The 17,305-nt window shown below is 42.5% G+C and carries 19 protein-coding genes; 16 read left to right on the top strand and 3 right to left on the bottom strand.

What is annotated here, in order from left to right; all coding sequences use genetic code 11:
• Positions 1–280: 280 nt before the first annotated feature.
• The 16 genes from ACJROX_RS29055 to ACJROX_RS28980 all read left to right on the top strand — a co-directional run bounded on the left by ACJROX_RS29055 (position 281) and on the right by ACJROX_RS28980 (position 13,989).
• Positions 281–874: a low molecular weight protein arginine phosphatase gene (locus tag ACJROX_RS29055; protein WP_408008638.1), complete on the top strand. Its 594-nt coding sequence runs from the start codon at positions 281–283 to the stop codon at positions 872–874.
• Positions 875–987: 113 nt separating this feature from the next.
• Positions 988–1,431, top strand: a complete 444-nt coding sequence (gene rpiB / locus ACJROX_RS29050) for a ribose 5-phosphate isomerase B (RefSeq protein WP_408008637.1) — start codon at positions 988–990, stop codon at positions 1,429–1,431.
• Positions 1,432–1,471: 40 nt separating this feature from the next.
• Positions 1,472–2,044, top strand: a complete 573-nt coding sequence (locus ACJROX_RS29045) for a TIGR01440 family protein (RefSeq protein WP_408008636.1) — start codon at positions 1,472–1,474, stop codon at positions 2,042–2,044.
• Positions 2,045–2,297: 253 nt separating this feature from the next.
• Entirely contained in the window at positions 2,298–3,533 is a 1,236-nt protein-coding gene (gene glyA, locus ACJROX_RS29040) for a serine hydroxymethyltransferase (RefSeq protein ID WP_408008635.1), read from the top strand.
• Positions 3,534–3,910: 377 nt separating this feature from the next.
• On the top strand, positions 3,911–5,029 hold the full coding sequence (locus ACJROX_RS29035) for an RNA-guided endonuclease InsQ/TnpB family protein (protein ID WP_408008634.1): 1,119 nt from the start codon (positions 3,911–3,913) through the stop codon (positions 5,027–5,029).
• 786 nt (positions 5,030–5,815) lie between these two features.
• Positions 5,816–6,445, top strand: coding sequence for a uracil phosphoribosyltransferase (gene upp, locus ACJROX_RS29030; protein ID WP_408008633.1), 630 nt, complete (start codon positions 5,816–5,818; stop codon positions 6,443–6,445).
• Between the two features lie 257 nt (positions 6,446–6,702).
• A complete protein-coding gene (locus tag ACJROX_RS29025; protein ID WP_408008632.1) occupies positions 6,703–6,930 on the top strand; it encodes an AtpZ/AtpI family protein in 228 nt (75 codons plus the stop codon).
• Positions 6,927–7,301, top strand: a complete 375-nt coding sequence (locus ACJROX_RS29020; RefSeq protein ID WP_408008631.1) for an ATP synthase subunit I — start codon at positions 6,927–6,929, stop codon at positions 7,299–7,301. Before ACJROX_RS29025 ends, ACJROX_RS29020 begins: the two co-directional genes overlap by 4 nt.
• Positions 7,302–7,326: 25 nt before the next feature.
• Positions 7,327–8,037: a F0F1 ATP synthase subunit A gene (gene atpB / locus ACJROX_RS29015; protein ID WP_408011825.1), complete on the top strand. Its 711-nt coding sequence runs from the start codon at positions 7,327–7,329 to the stop codon at positions 8,035–8,037.
• A 146-nt stretch (positions 8,038–8,183) separates the two neighbouring features.
• Positions 8,184–8,396: a F0F1 ATP synthase subunit C gene (atpE, locus tag ACJROX_RS29010; RefSeq protein ID WP_226547468.1), complete on the top strand. Its 213-nt coding sequence runs from the start codon at positions 8,184–8,186 to the stop codon at positions 8,394–8,396.
• An 85-nt stretch (positions 8,397–8,481) separates the two neighbouring features.
• Positions 8,482–9,024 (top strand): F0F1 ATP synthase subunit B, encoded by a 543-nt coding sequence (gene atpF / locus ACJROX_RS29005; RefSeq protein WP_408008630.1) that lies wholly within the window; start codon positions 8,482–8,484, stop codon positions 9,022–9,024.
• Positions 9,021–9,569: a F0F1 ATP synthase subunit delta gene (locus ACJROX_RS29000; protein ID WP_408008629.1), complete on the top strand. Its 549-nt coding sequence runs from the start codon at positions 9,021–9,023 to the stop codon at positions 9,567–9,569. The genes atpF and ACJROX_RS29000 overlap by 4 nt, the downstream gene beginning before the upstream one ends.
• 25 nt (positions 9,570–9,594) lie before the next feature.
• The gene (gene atpA, locus ACJROX_RS28995; protein ID WP_408008628.1) at positions 9,595–11,103 is read left to right on the top strand and encodes a F0F1 ATP synthase subunit alpha; all 1,509 of its coding nucleotides are present in this window, start codon (positions 9,595–9,597) and stop codon (positions 11,101–11,103) included.
• 82 nt (positions 11,104–11,185) lie between these two features.
• Positions 11,186–12,046, top strand: coding sequence for an ATP synthase F1 subunit gamma (gene atpG / locus ACJROX_RS28990; protein WP_408008627.1), 861 nt, complete (start codon positions 11,186–11,188; stop codon positions 12,044–12,046).
• Between the two features lie 62 nt (positions 12,047–12,108).
• Positions 12,109–13,512 carry a F0F1 ATP synthase subunit beta gene (gene atpD / locus ACJROX_RS28985; protein WP_408008626.1) on the top strand — a complete coding sequence of 468 codons (1,404 nt, stop codon included), beginning with the start codon at positions 12,109–12,111 and terminating at the stop codon, positions 13,510–13,512.
• Between the two features lie 72 nt (positions 13,513–13,584).
• Positions 13,585–13,989 carry a F0F1 ATP synthase subunit epsilon gene (locus ACJROX_RS28980; RefSeq protein WP_408008625.1) on the top strand — a complete coding sequence of 135 codons (405 nt, stop codon included), beginning with the start codon at positions 13,585–13,587 and terminating at the stop codon, positions 13,987–13,989.
• A gap of 185 nt (positions 13,990–14,174) precedes the next feature.
• On the opposite strand, the gene ACJROX_RS28975 is transcribed toward ACJROX_RS28980, so the two are convergent.
• The 3 genes from ACJROX_RS28975 to ACJROX_RS28965 are packed head-to-tail and all read right to left on the bottom strand — an operon-like array spanning position 14,175 to position 17,190.
• The gene (locus tag ACJROX_RS28975) at positions 14,175–15,695 is read right to left on the bottom strand and encodes a tripartite tricarboxylate transporter permease (protein WP_408008624.1); all 1,521 of its coding nucleotides are present in this window, start codon (positions 15,693–15,695) and stop codon (positions 14,175–14,177) included.
• 13 nt (positions 15,696–15,708) lie between these two features.
• Positions 15,709–16,173 (bottom strand): tripartite tricarboxylate transporter TctB family protein, encoded by a 465-nt coding sequence (locus ACJROX_RS28970; protein ID WP_408008623.1) that lies wholly within the window; start codon positions 16,171–16,173, stop codon positions 15,709–15,711.
• A 39-nt stretch (positions 16,174–16,212) separates the two neighbouring features.
• Positions 16,213–17,190 (bottom strand): tripartite tricarboxylate transporter substrate binding protein, encoded by a 978-nt coding sequence (locus tag ACJROX_RS28965; protein WP_408008622.1) that lies wholly within the window; start codon positions 17,188–17,190, stop codon positions 16,213–16,215.
• Between the last annotated feature and the right edge of the window lie 115 nt (positions 17,191–17,305).

Genomic DNA, 17,305 nt, shown 5'->3' with positions numbered 1-17,305 from the left:
GTTGATTTTCAAAAGCGAACTTTCTTTGAGTGAAATTCGCGACACTCCTACGGGAAAAGCGAGCCAGGCGAGACCCCGCAGCGAGGAATGAGCGAGGAGGCTTGCGGATCGCCCGCGGAAAGGGAGTAAATTTCGCAATATGAAGAATTACAAAGCCTATCTGAAAAATCTCTACTTTCTCGGTGCCCAAAACATTGAATCGACTTTCTGCATTCTATAAAATAAATACTAGTTATAAACGTGGTGAAGAACTGCCAAGCTAGCAATAGGAGGCATGGAAATGAATATATTATTCGTATGTACTGGAAACACCTGTCGAAGTCCGATGGCAGAAGCGCTGTTACGCCATTACTCAAATGGGAAGATCGACGTTCAATCCGCTGGGATATATGCATCTTACGGAAGCCCCGCAAGTGCACAATCAATCGAAGTTTTAAAAGATGAAGGCATTCCTTGTAATCATCAGTCACAGCCTCTTACTGAAGAATTGGTTGAATGGGCAGACCTGATTCTGACGATGACCTCTCAACATAAATATGCAATCATTTCTCAATTTCCTGCCATATTGGGAAAAGTGCATACGATAAAGGAACACGTCTCCGATCATAAAGAAATACTCGACAAATTGGAGCAGATATACGACAAAATCGAACAGCTGAGAGTAGAAATCTATGATCTGGACAAAGGTGATAAAGCCGAGAAGCAAGCCCTTTCTGCTAAAATGAATGAATTGATCGAGGAAGCTGAAAAACTGGAACAATCCATACCTGCCATGGATATATCCGATCCATTCGGTGGTCCGAAAGAAACTTATTGTCAAACGTTTAAGGAATTGGACGAACTTGTACAAAAATTGACTGAAAAATATAGTTGAAAAAGCAGTGGAAACCTGCGATAAACAAGATAGGGGAAACACAGAAGTTGAAACCTGCTGGACATCCCCTTACAATGAACACAAACATTCTTATACTGGAGGATTCAAATACCATGAAAGTAGCAATTGGTAGTGACCATGCTGGTTACAAAATTAAGGATGATATAAAGGAAGTCATGGATGAATTGAACATCCAATACGAAGATGTAGGATGCAATTGTGAAGATTCGGTCGATTACCCGGATTACGCAGTACCGGTAGCCGAAAAGGTGGCGAAAGGGGAAGTCGACAGAGGCATCTTGATCTGTGGCACGGGAATCGGAATGTCGATTACAGCCAATAAAGTTGATGGTGTACGTTGTGCGCTTGTCCATGATTTGTTCAGTGCGAAGGTTACGCGACTTCATAATGACTCGAACGTATTGGCAATGGGAGAAAGAATCATTGGACCTGGCTTAGCAAAGGAAATCGCAAAAGTTTGGCTTGAAACAGGATTCGAAGGTGGCCGCCACGAACGCCGTATCAATAAAATGATGGAAGTCGAAACAAAGGCTTAACGTTTTTAACCATAAAGGGGAAAAAGAAAGGAAGATTGGAATGGACGAATCACTGTATCAGATTCAACCCCAAGTCGTAGAAGCCCTGAATGAACTTGATAAATCAATTCCACTTTCTTCAAGTCATTTACTGGTCGTCGGGGCTAGTACGAGCGAAGTGGTTGGAGAAGCAATTGGAACCTCAGGCACGATGGATGTTGCACATCAACTTTTTGAAGGAATCATCGAGTTTCAGAAAAGCACCAATGTGAATATTGCTTTCCAATGCTGTGAACATTTGAATCGAGCATTAGTGATGGAACGTAATACAGCGTTAGATCGAGGGTATGAGCCTGTGACAGTTGTTCCAGTCCGATCCGCGGGCGGTGCGTTGCCGACCTATGCATATCATCACTTGAAAAATCCTGTTATCGTCGAGCATATTAAAGCTGACGCTGGGATTGACATCGGTGACACATTTATCGGAATGCACCTAAAGCATGTAGCAGTTCCAGTTAGATCTTCCGTAAAATCAATCGGGCATGCTCATGTGACACTAGCCAGAACCCGCCCTAAATTGATTGGCGGAGAGCGGGCAGTCTATCCGGCAAAAGAAGAAATATCATATAAATAGTATTATGGTTGACTGCAGCGGTTGCTGTGGTCAACTTTTTTGATTTTAGGAGGGAAGGAAATATCTCTATAGGGAATTACCTCAAAAACTGGGCAGGTTTCCAGCCCAAAACAACATAAGTAAGCCCTTTCATTTTACAATCCTATGAAATTTCAGAGAAAAAAACCGTTTATCGTTACGAGACAATAGTAATAATGATAAAATGAAATCATTGTTTTGAAAAAAGTATAGAGGTCAGTAAAGGAGTGAAACTATGGATCAACTTAAGAATCAAGATACGGTCGTATTTGATGCGATCCAAGATGAATTAGGTCGGCAACGTAATAAAATCGAGTTGATTGCATCTGAAAACTTTGTCAGCAAAGCAGTAATGGAAGCTCAAGGATCTGTTCTTACTAACAAATATGCAGAGGGTTATCCTGGCCGTCGTTATTACGGTGGTTGTGAGCATGTCGATGTCGTGGAGAACCTGGCGCGAGAACGCGCGATGCAGCTATTTGGTGCTGAACATGTCAATGTCCAGCCACATTCTGGTGCTCAAGCGAACATGGCAGTTTATTTCACAATCTTAGAGCAAGGTGACACAGTACTAGGGATGAACCTATCTCATGGTGGACATCTGACACATGGTAGTCCAGTAAACTTCAGTGGTATCCAATATAATTTCGTCGAGTATGGTGTCGATGAAGAAACGCATACGATACAGTATGATAAGGTACTGGAGTTGGCGAAAAAGCATAAGCCGAAACTGATTGTGGCAGGTGCGAGTGCTTACCCGCGTGAAATCGACTTTAAAAGATTTAGAGAGATCGCAGATGAGGTCGATGCATACTTGATGGTTGATATGGCGCATATCGCTGGTCTTGTCGCGACAGGTCATCACCCGAACCCTGTTCCACATGCACACTTTGTGACGACAACGACCCATAAAACGTTGCGTGGACCTCGAGGTGGAATGATTTTATGTAAAGAGGAATTCGCAAAGAAAATCGATAAATCGATTTTCCCTGGAATCCAAGGTGGGCCGCTCATGCATGTAATTGCTGCAAAAGCAGTTGCCTTAGGTGAAGCATTGAATGACGACTTCAAGACTTATTCTCAAAAGGTTATTGATAATGCACGGGTATTAGGTGAGGCTTTGAAAGAAGAAGGACTATCACTTGTTTCCGACGGTACGGACAATCACTTGTTGCTCGTCGATGTCCGTAACATGAACGTGACAGGGAAGGTTGCAGAAAGGGCTCTTGATGATATCGGAATTACAACGAACAAAAATACAATTCCGTTCGATCCTGAAAGTCCGTTTGTAACTAGCGGTCTTCGTATCGGAACAGCGGCAGTAACGTCGAGAGGCTTTGAAGCAGATGATATGAGAGAGATCGCTTCCATCATTTCACTTGTACTTAGCAATCCAGAAGATGAAGAAACGAAAATAGCGACTAAAGAACGTGTAAGCCGACTTTCTTCCAAATACGCGTTATACGAATAAAGCATAATGTGAGGCGACCAGTTGCTTGCTGGTCGCCATCATTTTGATTTTGGTTAGGTAAATCGCTTTTATAGATAATTTCTCATTTTTGTAGATAAATTTTACTTTTTGTAAGTTTCCCCCTGATTTTGTAGATAATCCATTTCTTGTCCTTTCAAAACATACCATAACCTACCAATTCAGCCGGAATCCGTTGGATAAACGGCCTCTTGACTACGATTTAACAAATTCCGAAAGAATTCCCCTTCCTCAAGCCTGTGAAGGGCGTAGCCCAAGGATAGGGAGGGGATGAATTTCGGTTGGTTCAAACCAAAACACTTGTTCCCATCGCCTCTTCTTGGTATAATTATCCACATAAACCATTGGAGGTGGTGACAATGTTGCTAAATCAAAAATATAAAGTCTATCCAACAGAAAAACAAAAAGAAATACTAGAACGTTGGTTACAATATTGTCGTCAAACCTATAATTCTGCTCTTTTAGATAAAGAACGGATATATAAACAAAACAAAGAAAATTACAGTCGTTATGATATGCAAAACCAACAAACACTAGATAAAAAGATATATCCTTTTCTAAAAGAAGTACCTTCCCAGCCTTTACAGGAAGTCTTTGTGCGTCTACAAAAAGCGTTTGAAAGCTTCTTTCGTAAAGATGCAAAATATCCAAAACAGAAAAAGTATAAAGATTATAATAGTATGACTTTCCCTCAATTCGGTTTCAAACCAAATGGAATACATCGTTATGCTATGTCCTTTTCTGATAATGGTAAGTTATACAATAAAAAGCTAGGTGAAATAGATATCTTGCTTCATAGACCATTAGAAGGAACAATTAAACAACTTATTATCAAACGTCAAGGAAAGAAATGGTATGCGATTTTTTGTGTCGAAAGACAAGCATTACCACCTTCTATTGATACGAATCGTGCAATAGGAATTGACGTTGGACTTAATAAGTATGCGGTCCTTTCTAATGGGTTAGAGATTAAAAACCCAAGATTTCTTCGTAAGAAAGAGAAACAACTAAAGAAGGCACAGCGTACTCTTTCTAAGAAGAAAAAAGGCTCTCTCAACTACATCAAACAAGTACAAAAGGTTCGTTCTTTACACGAGAAAGTCGCAAACCAGCGCAGAGATTTTCTTCACAAGCTAAGTTACAACCTGTCAAAAGATTATTCTGTTGTCGCTGTAGAAAATCTAAATATCTGCGGCATGGTCAGAAATAGAAAGTTATCGAAATCCATTTCGGATGCAGGTTGGGGAATGTTCCGAAACATGCTTTTGTATAAATGCGAAAAGCATGGAGGACTACTGAAAAAAGTAGAACCAAAATACACTTCTCAAGACTGTTCCTATTGTGGGAATCGTGTAAAGAAGTCACTTTCTATTCGTACTCATATTTGTACAAAATGCGGAACAGTGTTGGATAGAGACCAAAACGCAGCATTAAACATCCTACAAAAAGCATTAGAAGAATTACTTGTGACAAACTGAATCATACGAACTGTAGGGCAAGGTTGTGTCCGAACAGTATAATCTACGCCTGTGGAGATTATGTAAGACGTAGTGGGAAACCCCTCTACGCAACGGTCTGCGAAACAGGAAGCCCCTTCTTCAAACATCCCGAAAGGGTGTTAAGGAGGGGTCATTCACTTTGATATAGATTCGATGAAGACCTGTAAACGCTAAAATATACGAGACTCCTGCGGGAAAAGCGTGTCAGGCGAGACCCCGCAGCGATTTAAGGATCTTCGAGTATAATAATGAACTTCGACTAAATACCACCACATCCTGCGCCTGCGGTTACTCGGCGCAAAACTACAAGGATGTAACTTAATTCTGTGGTCTTATGGTGAACGTCGAAGCCAGCATAAGGAAAGCTTCTAAGAATTCTCATCGCAGACACGAAAATGATTTCATTTTTGTGTTGAGATCCTGTGCAAGCGAGCGAGGAGGCTTGCGGATCGCCCGCGGAAAGCGAGTATATTTCTACGCGATTACAATGGAATAGTGTAAAACAACAATCTTTACTAAAAGAGCCTTCATTAAAAACCGTTCCAAAGGGTTCTCCAGTCAAATGCTTATCTAGAGCGAAAATCCCGAATTTCTACTCAATTGGTACTGTTTTTGTCTTAGGGATGATTTTCCTGATGAATCGTGTTGAACTCGCACCCTTTTTTCTGTACAATTTGCGAGAGGCAAAAAACCTTTACGAGAGTTGTGCCGACCAAGTATTGAGACAACTCTGATTTTACATAAACTAATAAGGAGAGATGACGAATGAGTAAAGTACACGTTCTTGAACACCCGTTGATCCAACACAAGATCACCTATATCCGTGATGAATCGACTGGAACGAAAGAATTCCGTGAGCTGGTCGATGAAGTCGCAGCACTTATGGCCTTCGAAATCACCAGAGAACTCCCGTTACAAGAGGTAACTGTGAAAACACCTGTTTCTGAAGCGAAAGCTTATACGATTGCAGGCAAAAAGCTTGGGCTGGTTCCGATCCTTCGTGCTGGGTTAGGAATGGTTGATGGAATTCTGAAATTGATTCCTGCAGCAAAAGTAGGGCACGTCGGATTATACCGTGATCCTGATACGTTGCAGCCAGTCGAGTATTATGTAAAGCTTCCAAGCGATATAGAAGAACGTGAACTCATTGTAATCGATCCGATGCTTGCTACAGGTGGTTCTGCTGTTGCCGCAATCACTTCATTAAAAAACCGCGGTGCACAAAACATCAAGCTGATGTGTCTGATTGCAGCTCCTGAAGGAGTGAAAATGGTTCAAGAAGCTCATCCAGATGTCGATATATATCTTGGGGCTATGGATGAGTATTTGAATAAAAAAGGATATATCGTACCAGGATTAGGAGATGCAGGAGACCGTCTGTTCGGAACAAAATAGCAGGCATTTCACCCGGTGAAAAAAGGTTCAAAAAGTTTTCAAATCTTACCATGATTTTCGCCTGTAACGTAATTGACATGTACTAGTGGCTATAGTATTCTTACAAAGGATGTATGATAAGGTTTTCATACCTAATATATCTACATTATGGCAACTTTTAAATCTCGTCTATTACTCCAGCTTATACTTAAACTATATTAGTATAAGTTTTTATCTTAAACCTCAAAACCAAGCCATTTACAAAGGAGTGCGATAAAATGCGCACTGGAAAACGTTCACCTCTCCACTCGATGGCATTGATGTCCGGTATTCTCTCTCAATTAGTAGGGTCGATACTTATCGGCATTTTCGGTGGAATGTGGTTGGATCGTAGTTTGGGTACAGCTCCGTTTTTGATGATCGTTGGACTGTTCATTGGTTTAGCAGCCGGAGTATACGGGATGATCAAGTTAATTCAGCGCTATTTTGGAGAAGAGGAACAATGACAGAGAACCTCTCAACGTATGACAACGCGTTTCGACGGTACATAAAATATTGCCTGTACCTGCTCTCAATCTGTGTATTAGGCTGGGGCTTTACAACCTACAAGCAAGTATTCCTCGGTTTAGTGCTCGGGATCGTTGTGAGTATGTTCAATGTATGGTCTATGCACCGCAAAATCGATCGTGTTGGACAAGCTGTGACCGAAGGAACAAAGGTAAGGACGATGGGGTCGCTTTCAAGGTTGATGACAGCTGGACTAGCTGTTCTGATCGCCACTCGTTTTCCTGAACACTTCAACTTGATCGCAGTAGTAATAGGTTTACTCATGATATACCTTATCATGTTGATAGATTTTTATTTTGCTTCTAAATGAATTTTGGGGAAGAGAGGTGAAAGAATTGAATCATGAAGCACCAACGTTTCACTTATTCGGACTAACCTTTAACAGTTCCAACGTTATGATGATAACAATTGCATCCGTAATTGTGTTCATAATTGCAGTACTCGGTTCACGAAGCTTACAGATGCGGCCTACCGGAATGCAGAACTTCATGGAATGGCTCATCGATTTCGTAAAAGGAATCATCAACAGCACGATGGACTGGAAAACAGGTGGACGCTTCCTGACGCTGGGATTGACGATTATCATGTACATATTCGTCTCCAACATGCTCGGACTTCCATTTGCAATCGCAATCGGCGATGAACTCTGGTGGAAATCACCAACAGCTGATCCAACGATCACATTGACACTCGCAATCATGGTTGTAGTACTGACACACTTCTACGCTATCAAAGTAAAAGGAGCAAAATCATACGGCAGTGATTTCTTTAAGCCGATGAAATTCATGTTCCCGCTAAAAATCATCGAAGAATTCGCAAATACGTTGACGCTTGGTCTTCGACTTTACGGTAACATCTATGCAGGTGAAGTATTGCTAGGACTACTTGCAGCAGCAGGTACTGCCTCGATTTTCTCAGGAATCCTGTCCTTTGCACCAATGCTCGTATGGCAAGGATTCAGTGTCTTCGTCGGTACAATCCAGGCATTCATCTTTACGATGTTGACTATGGTTTATATGGCTCACAAAGTCAGCGACGAACACTAATAGGAAGTTGACAAAAGTTTAAAATGTAACAACTCATGTCATTATAAGTGATTTGTTGAACAAAGTTTTAAGTCTGTGACTCTAGGAATAAGCCCATTTATGGGAAGAAATTATAAACTAATATATTTCTCAAGGAGGAAATTTAAATGAATTTAATCGCAGCTGCAATTGCAGTAGGTCTAGCGGCAATTGGTGCCGGTGTAGGTAACGGTCTTATCGTAGGACGTACAGTAGAAGGGATCGCTCGTCAACCAGAATTACGCGGAACTCTTCAAACAACAATGTTTATCGGTATAGCATTAGTTGAGGCACTTCCAATCATCGGTGTCGTTATCGCGTTCATCGTACTTGGTGGTTAATAGTCATAACTATTTGTAACGTTACCATGGAGTTTTCATAATGGCGAAGTTCTATGTGGACCTCGCCATTCCTTATGTATGACCTATGAAGGGAGGAACCGCTGTGCAATTCTTGAATCCAGACAGTCTTATTGTGGGTGCGGGTGGTTTTTTTGCCGGCGATATATTATTTCAGTTACTAGCGTTTATCGTTCTATTATTCTTACTGCGTAAATATGCTTGGGGTCCATTGATGGGCATCATGAAAAAACGTGAGCAGCATATCGCAAGTGAAATAAATGAAGCTGAAACAAGCCGTAAGGAAGCTCAAGCTTACCTGAAGGAACAAACGGAAGCATTGAAAGAAGCACGTAAAGAAGCACAACAATTGATTGAATCAGCTAAAAAGCAAGGTGAGCAGCAAGGTGAGGGCATTCTTCAAGCAGCACGTGAAGAAGCTGTTCGCATGAAGGAATCAGCTCTATCTGAAATCGAACGTGAGAAAGAACAAGCTGTACAAACGTTGCGTGATGAAGTGGCAACATTGTCTGTTCAAATCGCGTCTAAGGTGATCGCCAAGGAACTGGATGAGAAGTCTCAGGAAAAACTTGTAGACGATTATCTTAAAGAGGTAGGCGAAGGTCGATGAGTAAGGACAAAGAAGTCGTAGCGAAACGGTACGCCGCTGCTCTATTCGAGGTAGTACGAGAACGTAATGCACTCGACCAGGTCGAAAAAGAGCTTGTCAGCGTAAAAAGCGTCATCCAGGAGAATGATCAATTACTTACGATTTTGAACCATCCTAAGATTTCGATTGATGACAAGAAAGCATTATTATCAAAACTATTTGGTAATCAAGTTTCTGAAGCTGTCCACAATACACTTTTATTGATGGTCGACCGTAAACGCGAGGCTATGATTCCGAGTATGGTCGAACAATATATCCGATTAGCAAATGAAGAACGTGGTGTGGCAGATGCTACTGTCTACTCCGTTCGCATTTTGACTGAAGATGAACAACAAGCGATTTCCAAAACGTTCGCTGAGCGTCTTAACGTAAAAGAGCTTCGTGTTGAAAATGTAATCGACCAAGATCTTGTCGGTGGAATCAAAGTCAAGATCGGCAACCGTATTTTCGACGGAAGCGTCAGTGGTAAGTTGAACCGAATTCAACGTCAATTAGTCTCCGAGTGAGACGAGTACGATAGGGGTGAAATTCATGAGCATAAAAGCGGAAGAAATTAGTTCGCTGATCAAACAACAAATTGAAAACTATTCTTCTGAAATAGAAGTAAGTGATGTAGGTACCGTTATTCAAGTTGGGGACGGTATCGCACGTGTGCATGGATTAGACAATGTCATGGCTGGTGAGCTCGTTGAATTCTCTAATGGTGTAATGGGTATGGCCCAAAACCTTGAGGAAAACAACGTCGGTATCATCATCCTTGGACCATATGTCGATATCCGTGAAGGAGACGAAGTCAAGCGTACAGGACGTATCATGGAAGTTCCTGTAGGTGAAGAGCTTCTCGGACGTGTCGTAAACTCTCTTGGACAACCAGTTGATGGAAAAGGTGCGATCGAAACATCAAAAACCCGTCCAATCGAAAGTCCGGCACCAGGGGTTATGGATCGTAAATCGGTACACGAACCACTTCAAACGGGAATCAAAGCGATCGACTCTCTGATTCCAATCGGACGTGGTCAACGTGAATTGATCATCGGTGACCGTCAAACAGGTAAAACGGCGATCGCAATCGATACGATCATCAACCAAAAAGACGAAGATATGATTTGTATTTACGTTGCTATTGGACAAAAAGAATCAACAGTTGCAGGTGTAGTTGAAACATTACGTGAGCACGGAGCACTTGATTACACGATCGTCGTAACAGCGAGTGCATCACAACCAGCTCCACTTCTTTACCTTGCTCCATATGCTGGGGTAACAATGGGTGAAGAATTCATGTACAACGGTAAGCACGTACTTGTCATTTATGATGACCTTTCGAAGCAAGCTGCTGCATACCGTGAACTGTCACTACTACTTCGTCGTCCTCCAGGTCGTGAAGCATTCCCAGGGGATGTATTCTACCTCCACTCTCGTTTACTAGAGCGTGCAGCGAAGTTGAGTGATGCTAAAGGCGGCGGTTCATTGACTGCACTTCCATTCATTGAAACGCAAGCAGGTGATGTTTCGGCTTATATCCCGACTAACGTTATCTCCATCACTGACGGACAGATCTTCTTACAATCAGATCTATTCTTCTCTGGAGTGCGTCCAGCGGTTAACGCAGGTCTTTCTGTATCCCGTGTTGGGGGATCCGCACAAATAAAAGCGATGAAGAAGGTTTCCGGTACGCTTCGTCTTGACTTAGCGTCTTACCGTGAGCTTGAAGCATTCGCTCAATTCGGATCTGATCTTGATAAAGCAACTCAGGCGAAGTTAAACCGTGGTGCTCGTACTGTTGAAGTATTGAAGCAAGGTTTACACAAGCCGCTTGCTGTTGAAAAGCAGGTTGCCAGCCTTTATGCGCTTACAAAAGGTTTCTTGGATGATATTCCAGTGGAAGATGTCCAACGCTTCGAGGAAGAATACCATACTTGGTTGGATCATAACCGTAAGGAATTACTTGCTGGAATCCGCGAAACTGCAAATCTTCCTAAAGATGAAGATATGACCGGCGCGATCAACGAATTCAAGAAAACATTTGTTGTATCTGAGTAATCTTAGCGACATCCCGTTTTCTTTCGGATCATAATGGGACGGAACCCAAGTCTTCGTTCCTTTAATAAAGGTGGTGAAACGAGTGGCATCGTTACGTGATATTCAAACAAGAATCAACTCTACGAAAAAGACCAAACAAATCACGAAGGCAATGGAGATGGTTTCAGCAGCGAAATTGAACCGTGCTGAAAACAATGCAAAATCCTTCGTAACTTATATGGATAAGATCCAGGAGGTCGTCTCAAGTATTGCGAGTGGCAGTTCGAATGCACGTCATCCAATGCTCCAAAGTCGACCTGTCAAAAAGACTGGTTACCTTGTAATCACTGCTGATAAAGGGCTCGCAGGTCCATATAACAGCAGCGTCCTACGTCATGTCTACCGTACGATTCAGGAACGACATAATTCAAAGGACGAATATACAGTCATCGTTGTCGGAAAAGTCGGTTTGAGCTTCTTCAAGAACCGGAACATGCCAGTGGAAGACAGCATCGTAGGTCTTGCGGATCAACCAGAATTTGCTGATATCAAAGAGATCGCGAGTCAAGCTGTACAGAAATTCGCTGACGGAGTGTACGATGAATTGTATATGTATTACAACCACTTTGTGAGTGCGATCCAGCAGGATCTCACAGAAAAGAAGTTGTTGCCACTTACGGATATCGGTGGAGAAGAGAAAGCGAAAAGCTCCTATGAATATGAGCCATCTGAAGAAGAAATTCTTGAAGACCTTCTTCCTCAGTATGCAGAAAGCTTGATTTATGGTGCTTTACTAGATGCAAAAGCTAGTGAACATGCTTCTCGTATGACTGCAATGAAGAGTGCAACTGATAATGCAGATGAAATTATCGGTAGCCTTTCACTTTCATACAACCGAGCTCGTCAGGCCGCAATCACTCAAGAAATCACTGAGATCGTTGGTGGAGCAGCAGCACTTGAATAGACGAATCGACCTTAAGGTCAGAAACACATAGCATCCTCAAAAGGACGTTAGGAGGGAAAAACATGAACAAAGGACGTATCACTCAAGTCATGGGTCCGGTCGTCGACGTACAGTTCGAGAGCGGGAACCTGCCTGAGATTTACAATGCACTTAAAGTTCAAAGCACTGAGGGAGAAAAGTCAATCGATTTGACTCTCGAAGTTTCACTTCACCTTGGTGATGATACTGTTCGTACCGTCGCGATGGCTTCCACCGACGGACTCGTTAGAGGAACGGAAGCGGTAGATACTGGTTCACCGATCGCGGTACCAGTCGGTGACGTAACATTAGGTCGTGTTTTCAACGTACTAGGTGAAAAGATCGACCTGGATGAGGAGCTTCAACCAGGCATCCAACGTGACCCGATTCACCGTGAAGCACCTAAATTCGATCAACTTACAACGAAAACTGAGATTCTTGAAACAGGAATCAAGGTTGTTGACCTTCTTGCACCATACGTAAAAGGTGGAAAGATCGGGTTGTTCGGAGGAGCAGGAGTAGGGAAGACCGTATTGATCCAGGAGCTTATCAACAACATCGCACAAGAACACGGTGGTATTTCCGTTTTCGCCGGTGTGGGTGAGCGTACTCGTGAAGGAAATGACCTTTACTACGAAATGAAAGACTCCGGTGTTATCAACAAGACAGCGATGGTATTCGGTCAGATGAACGAACCACCAGGAGCTCGTCAACGTGTTGCACTTACTGGATTGACTATGGCGGAATATTTCCGTGATGAGCAAGGACAAGACGTATTGTTCTTCATCGATAACATCTTCCGTTTCACACAAGCAGGTTCTGAGGTATCTGCCCTATTAGGACGTATGCCTTCAGCGGTTGGTTATCAGCCGACACTTGCTACTGAAATGGGTCAATTGCAAGAACGTATCACATCGACGAAGAAAGGTTCTGTAACGTCTATCCAGGCGATCTACGTACCTGCCGATGACTACACTGACCCAGCACCAGCGACAACATTCGCTCACTTGGATGCTACGACGAACCTTGAGCGTAAGCTTTCTGAAATGGGTATCTACCCTGCGGTGGACCCGCTTGCTTCAACTTCTCGTGCACTTGCACCTGAAATCGTTGGAGAAGAGCACTACAATGTTGCTCGTCAAGTACAGCAGACGCTTCAACGCTATAAGGAACTACAAGACATCATCGCAATCCTTGGTATGGATGAGTTGAGTGACGACGACAAATTGACAGTATCACGTGCTCGTCGTATCCAGTTCTTCTTATCTCAGAACTTCCACGTTGCGGAACAGTTCACTGGGCAAAAAGGATCTTATGTTCCGGTCAAGGAGACGATTGAAGGATTCAAACAAATCCTCGAAGGTAAGCATGATGATATTCCTGAGGACGCATTCCGTCTTGTAGGAAGAATTGAAGAAGTTATTGAAAAAGCGAAACAAATGGCATAAATGATCTGTGCAAAATAAAGGTGAAAGATTGTTTTTACCGGATTTTTGTACAAAGGCCCGAGGAGGGGTTTCATGAAGACATTCACGGTAAGTGTCGTCACCCCTGATGGCCCTGTGTATGAAGAAACAGGCGCAGAAATGGTCAGCGCGAAAGCCACCAGCGGTGAGCTTGGAATCCTGCCAGGCCACGTTCCGCTTGTAGCACCGTTGACCATCAATGCTGTGCGCATAAAGAAAGACAACAATACACAGATCTTGGCTGTTAGTGGTGGCTTTATAGAAGTAAGACCAGAACAGGTGACTATCCTTGCACAAGCAGCGGAAATGGCATCCGACATTGATGTCGAACGTGCTAAAGCTGCTAAAGAACGTGCGGAAAAACGCCTGCAAGGTACGAAACAAGAAGACATCGATTTTAAACGTGCTGAACTAGCATTAAATCGAGCAATCAATCGAATCAATATTACAAGCAGATAAAACTGTGTATCAACCTTCCCAGCCCTCCGTTACGGGGGAGGGAGGGTTTTTTGTTTTATGGTTCCACAAAAAAGCAGATCATTTCTATAAAAATGATCTGCTACAAATATCATGATATGGGAAGCCTTCTGAATACCTAAGGAGCCGGAAAATCCGATGTAAGGTACTTATCGAAAGCTCTAGTATTAGATTTTTGGAATACCTGTTGAGTCGGTAGTGTGTATACGCTTGTTGTGCCGGATATCTGTTATGATCGCATATAATATCGAGAGAACAGTTAAGAGTAATAAAACTCCCGAAATTGGACGCGTAATGAAAAGGGTAAGGTCACTGTTTGTTGTGATCGCGATCCGCAGATTTTCCTCTGTCAAGGGTCCTAGGATGACACCGAGTATAAAAGCTGGTAGTGAGAAGTTGCCTAGCTTCATCAAGTAACCAACAATCCCAAACAGGAATAATACCCAAATATCAAAGACCCGATTGTTGATTGCGAAGCTGCCTAAAGCGCATAAAATGATGACAACCGGGATGAGATAATGCATCGGGACATCATTAATCTTCAAGAAAAATTTGATACCAAAGGATTGAATAATGAGCATGAATATAGCCGAGATAAAGAATGAGAGAAAAATTCCATAGGCTAGCACTGGTTCAGAGACAAAAAAGTATGGTCCAGGTTGAATCCCATGAACTAAAAGCGCCCCCATCATCATAACTGTAACAGCGCTTCCCGGAATCCCTAAGGCAAGGGTAGGTATCAAGGCTCCTCCTTCTGAAGAGTTATTGGCAGATTCAGCCGCAATTATGCCATCTTGAGTCCCTTTTCCGAATTTCCCTGGGTTTTTTGACATTTTTTTTGCAATATCATAGCTTAAAATATTGGCGATACTTGAACCGGCTCCTGGTAATGCCCCGATAAAAGTTCCTACAAAGGACGATCGGATAACATTTACCCAAGAGGAAAACATATTTTTTAAGGTTTTGCTAATTGGATACGATAAGCTGATATTCTGATTGAATTCCAACTTTTCCTTTTTTTCTTTTTTGGCTTCAGACAGGAGTTGAGAGAAGGCAAAGATTCCAATCAGGACAGGTAAAAACGCAAACCCACTTAGCATTTCCACAGAGCCAAAAGTGAAGCGCTCAACCCCCATTATAGGATCGGTCCCAATTGTCCCGACAAACATGCCGACCAGCCCAGCAATCAATCCTTTTAATAAATTTCCTTCTCCTAAACTCGCAATAGCGCTCAAACCAAAGACCATCAAACTGAAAAATTCCCAGGCTCCGAACTTAATCGCCCATGTTGATAACATGGGGGCAGCCAAGACAAGAATCACTCCGCCGATAATCGACCCGATGAAGGAGGACCATAATCCGATGGCTAGAGCTTTTCCCGGTTCCCCGTTTTTTACCATAGGATAACCATCAAAGGTTGTAGCCATTGCAGAGGGGGTTCCGGGGATACCCAATAGGCAAGCGGATATTAACCCGCCGGATGCTCCGCCAAGCCAAACCCCCATCATTAGGGAAATTCCTGCAAGCGGTTCTAAACCGAAACTAAATGGCAGGGTTAGCGCTACAGCCATAGTAATTGTAAAGCCCGGGATACAACCGAAAACAATCCCAGCAATTACTCCTATTATCATTAATAGCAGGGTATCCCACTGCATAATTGCTTGAATGCCCAATAGTAAGTTTTCCAATCGACAACCCTCCTTAGAAAAAGATTCCCTTTGGCAGATAAACGTTCAAGACGTTTTGAAAGATGACTGAAAGGGTAACAGTGATTACCAGTAAACTGACTAATGGGATCACATGGCTTTTAACCGGTCTCTTCTCAGGCAAAATTAGTAGATAAACAACTGTAATGAAGATAAAAGAAGAAATGATGAACCCTAGAAAATCCAAACTTAAGATATAGAGAGCAAAGAGGGCGAAGATGATCCAAACGATGCCCTCTTTCTTATTTTTGTCTTTCTTCTTTTCTGTTTTCTTTTCTGTTTTCAGAAAAGATTGAATGAGCATTACAATCGTCAATATGGCAATCAGCCCTAAAAGAAGACGCGGGAAAAATGCTGCTGAGATCTCAGTAAGGTCCTTTATATCGATGAATGTTGATTGATAGTAGAAGATTACACAGAAAATAAGCAGTACTGCTCCAGCAATACGTTCTTTAGTCATACGCAGCCCCCATTTCGTTGTTATGCCTATCTTGGTGTATTAATCGATGACACCTTGACGTTTCAACATACCACTCATATAATCGACGTCATCTTGTAGATGCTTTGCGTATTTTTCGTTATCCATATATCTGACCTCTACACCCATTTTTTCCATTTCCTCAACGAACTTAGGGTTTTCAGCAACCTTTTGGATTGCATCACTTAACGTTTTGACAATCTCTTCCGGCGTCCCTTCTGGTGCGAAAAATCCTCGATTTGTTGCATTTGTAAAGTCAATGCCTTGCTCTTTCAGTGTTGGAACATCAGGGAGAGCAGGGGTTCTTTCGTCAGTAGCAATCCCTAACATCTTGAGTTGGTTGGCTTTCATATATTCCTTTGCTGCCGGAATGGTAGTTGCTCCAAAGTCAAGATGCTGTCCTAGTAAAGCTTGAGTACGTTTCGCAGTCCCATCATAGCCAACAATTTTGAATTTGACATCTGCTTCGTCCTGGATTCCGAGGGGTACAATGTGTGAGGTAGAACCGATGGATGCACCGAAGCTGATTGATTCTGGATCTTCCTTCAGTTGTTCAACGACATCCTCCATGCTATCCCAAGGGTTGTCCACATGAGTTGCAATCAACTGTGGTGCAGATGTTAGCAAGGAGACGGGCTCGAATGCAGAGTAGTCAAAGTCTGTTTTACCCATCAATTTTGAAATTCCGATTGAATCATGTCCAGCTAGTATTGTATATCCATCTGGCTCCGCCTTCATTGCTTCCTCTGCGCCAATGGATCCGCTGCCTCCATTGATATTTTGAATGGTGATTTTAGTATCTAATTCTTCTTCTAAATACTTAATAGCGATTCGGTTGATAACATCAGTATCCCCACCCGCAGACCAGGGAACGATCAACTTGATATTCTTTTCTGGATATTCCGATGAGCCACCAGAGGCTGAACACCCCGCTAAAGCTGTGGCGACCGAAAAGATGAGCATAAATGCTAAAAGCAATCTCTTCTTCACTTGTTTCATAATTACTCCCCCTAGTTATTAAATTGAAAGGAATATCGCCAATAATTGTACATTTAGAAATATAATTCGGCGTTTGAATTCCCTTTTGTTGCAAATAAGTATATAAAAAATATTT

This window comes from Pseudalkalibacillus sp. A8 (assembly GCF_045920555.1).
Taxonomy (GTDB): domain Bacteria; phylum Bacillota; class Bacilli; order Bacillales; family Fictibacillaceae; genus Pseudalkalibacillus.
The sequence above is the reverse complement of the archived record's forward strand: the minus strand, read 5'-3'. Positions and strand labels throughout refer to the sequence as shown.

What these genes read in the sequence shown, in the direction of transcription:
- upp (WP_408008633.1), top strand. Translation starts at nt 5,816, where the DNA reads ATGAGTAAAGTACACGTTCTTGAACACCCGTTGATCCAACACAAGATC.
- atpF (WP_408008630.1), top strand. Translation starts at nt 8,482, where the DNA reads ATGAAGGGAGGAACCGCTGTGCAATTCTTGAATCCAGACAGTCTTATT.
- atpD (WP_408008626.1), top strand. Translation starts at nt 12,109, where the DNA reads ATGAACAAAGGACGTATCACTCAAGTCATGGGTCCGGTCGTCGACGTA.
- ACJROX_RS29020 (WP_408008631.1), top strand. Translation starts at nt 6,927, where the DNA reads ATGACAGAGAACCTCTCAACGTATGACAACGCGTTTCGACGGTACATA.
- ACJROX_RS29055 (WP_408008638.1), top strand. Translation starts at nt 281, where the DNA reads ATGAATATATTATTCGTATGTACTGGAAACACCTGTCGAAGTCCGATG.
- ACJROX_RS28970 (WP_408008623.1), bottom strand. Translation starts at nt 16,173, where the DNA reads ATGACTAAAGAACGTATTGCTGGAGCAGTACTGCTTATTTTCTGTGTA.
- rpiB (WP_408008637.1), top strand. Translation starts at nt 988, where the DNA reads ATGAAAGTAGCAATTGGTAGTGACCATGCTGGTTACAAAATTAAGGAT.
- atpA (WP_408008628.1), top strand. Translation starts at nt 9,595, where the DNA reads ATGAGCATAAAAGCGGAAGAAATTAGTTCGCTGATCAAACAACAAATT.
- ACJROX_RS29025 (WP_408008632.1), top strand. Translation starts at nt 6,703, where the DNA reads ATGCGCACTGGAAAACGTTCACCTCTCCACTCGATGGCATTGATGTCC.
- atpE (WP_226547468.1), top strand. Translation starts at nt 8,184, where the DNA reads ATGAATTTAATCGCAGCTGCAATTGCAGTAGGTCTAGCGGCAATTGGT.
- ACJROX_RS29000 (WP_408008629.1), top strand. Translation starts at nt 9,021, where the DNA reads ATGAGTAAGGACAAAGAAGTCGTAGCGAAACGGTACGCCGCTGCTCTA.
- ACJROX_RS29035 (WP_408008634.1), top strand. Translation starts at nt 3,911, where the DNA reads ATGTTGCTAAATCAAAAATATAAAGTCTATCCAACAGAAAAACAAAAA.
- ACJROX_RS29045 (WP_408008636.1), top strand. Translation starts at nt 1,472, where the DNA reads ATGGACGAATCACTGTATCAGATTCAACCCCAAGTCGTAGAAGCCCTG.
- glyA (WP_408008635.1), top strand. Translation starts at nt 2,298, where the DNA reads ATGGATCAACTTAAGAATCAAGATACGGTCGTATTTGATGCGATCCAA.
- ACJROX_RS28980 (WP_408008625.1), top strand. Translation starts at nt 13,585, where the DNA reads ATGAAGACATTCACGGTAAGTGTCGTCACCCCTGATGGCCCTGTGTAT.
- ACJROX_RS28965 (WP_408008622.1), bottom strand. Translation starts at nt 17,190, where the DNA reads ATGAAACAAGTGAAGAAGAGATTGCTTTTAGCATTTATGCTCATCTTT.